The organism is Bacillus sp. JJ1127 (assembly GCF_036965845.1).
Lineage (GTDB): Bacteria > Bacillota > Bacilli > Bacillales > Bacillaceae_G > Bacillus_A.
Genome location: NZ_JBALQK010000418.1, coordinates 1 through 1959 on the forward strand (window position 1 = coordinate 1; position 1959 = coordinate 1959).

Annotated in this window: 1 protein-coding gene; it reads right to left on the reverse strand. The window is 30.1% G+C overall.

What is annotated here, in order from left to right; translation table 11 throughout:
• Positions 1-12 precede the first annotated feature (12 nt).
• On the reverse strand, positions 13-1695 hold the full coding sequence (locus V7183_RS25390) for a methyl-accepting chemotaxis protein (protein WP_335361264.1): 1683 nt from the start codon (positions 1693-1695) through the stop codon (positions 13-15).
• Positions 1696-1959 lie beyond the last annotated feature (264 nt).

The window sequence follows — 1959 nt, forward strand, 5'->3', positions numbered from 1 at the left end:
AGATTATTAAATTTACAATGTAAAATGTTTCAGCACATTCTTTAATTCTTCAGCCATTATGCTTAATTTGTTAATTGTATTTGTAGTATGTGACATAGCATCTATTTGCTGCTGAGCTGATTTTTTGACGCTTTGTGATTTATTATAGTTATCACTTGCTATATTTGATAATTGATTAATCGATGCGGAAACGGTTTCAGTATTAATTGAAATTTGTTGGGAGTATACGGATACTTCTTGGATTTGTAACGTAATTTCATTAATAGCTACACTGATTTTTTCAAAAGCTTGTCCTGCTGCATTTACAACAACTAAGCCAGTTTCTGTATCATTTTTCGTTACATGAGTTGTTTGAATTGCTGATTGCGTGCAGTTTTGAATTTCTTTTATTAAACTCACGATTTGTTTAGAAGATGTTTTGGATTGTTCAGCTAGCGTTCTAACTTCATCAGCAACAACAGCAAATCCTTTTCCATTCTCTCCAGCTCGTGCAGCTTCAATTGCTGCATTTAAAGCTAATAAATTAGTTTGATCTGCAATCCCATTTATTACTTCAACTATCGTATTGATTTCCACGGAAAGATGTCCTAATTTCGAAATAACTTCTGATGTATGATTGATAGAGTCATGGATTGTATTCATTTGAAGCATTGTTTGTTGAATGATAGCATTTCCTTCATTTGCACTCTTGCAGACTCCAATTGTTTTTTGAGATGCTATATTGGATAGTTTTGAGATGCTTTGAATGTCACTTGAAACATTTGTCATGGATGTTACAGTTTCTTGTGCTTCTTTATATTGGGTTTCAGATCCTTTAGTAACTATGTTAATAGAGTGTGTAACTTCATCTGCATGTTTAGTTAATTGGTGATTTTGTTTAATCAACTCTTGAGATGTTATGTTTAATTGACTTTCTGTATTAGATAACTTTGTAATAATACTTTGAAGGTTATCAGCTACCTCATTTGTTGAACATGCTAGTACCTCAAGTTCATCTTTAGTTTTTATAGATAAAGATTCACCGGTTAAATCATTTTTTGCAATTTGACTTAACCGTTTGACGACTAAAGTAATTGGAATTGTAATGGCTCTAGATATGAAAATAGCAATTGCAATTCCGATCATTGTTATTATTAATGCCGTAATAACAAATATCTTTTGTTCTCTTTCCCCATTTTCAATTAATTTCGTACCTTTATTTTTTAATTTTTGTTCGGCATCTATTTTAATTTTATCCCATGCATTAATTGCATCCATAGACCATAATTGACAGTATTTTTCCATTAAAGGAATCGCTTCATTAAATCCACCTTTCGTATATGCGGGTATTACTTGATCTGTTATTAGGTTTTCCCACTTTATTGTTTTTTGAACAGCAGCTTTATAAGCTTCTGTATTACCCATGATATCTTGTAACTCCGCCTTTAATTTTTCTGATTCTTTTGTTTCTTCTAGAAATAAATCTTTATATTTTGTATCTCCGTATAATACATATCCTCTTGCAAGTATGACTCGATTTGCAACATTGGCAGACAATTCATTCGCTTTTGATACTTGTTTATATTCTTCGGTGACTAGTGTATGAATTTCTGTATTTGATTTTGATATTCCAAAATAACCAAATGTTGATATGCCAATTAGTAAAATAATTACAAATAAAAAACTGGTTAAAATTTTGCTTCGTATGTTTCTCATTTTTTCTCCTGCCAATCTTATTTTTATTTCCGGTAAGTAGATAAATTGTTAAATTAGATAGGTTTTTAAATATGTATATATGCATATTTAGATTAACAGTATCAGAGTATATTACAAAGTTTATATTGAAGTCAATACTTTTTGAAGGAACGTATACTTACTTTACTTGATATGTTTTTATTTATCATTTTAAGCGAGAATATCCTCGCTATTTTTTTGTTTTTTCAAACATTCCTTAGAATGTTAGGTAGGGGTAGTTCAATT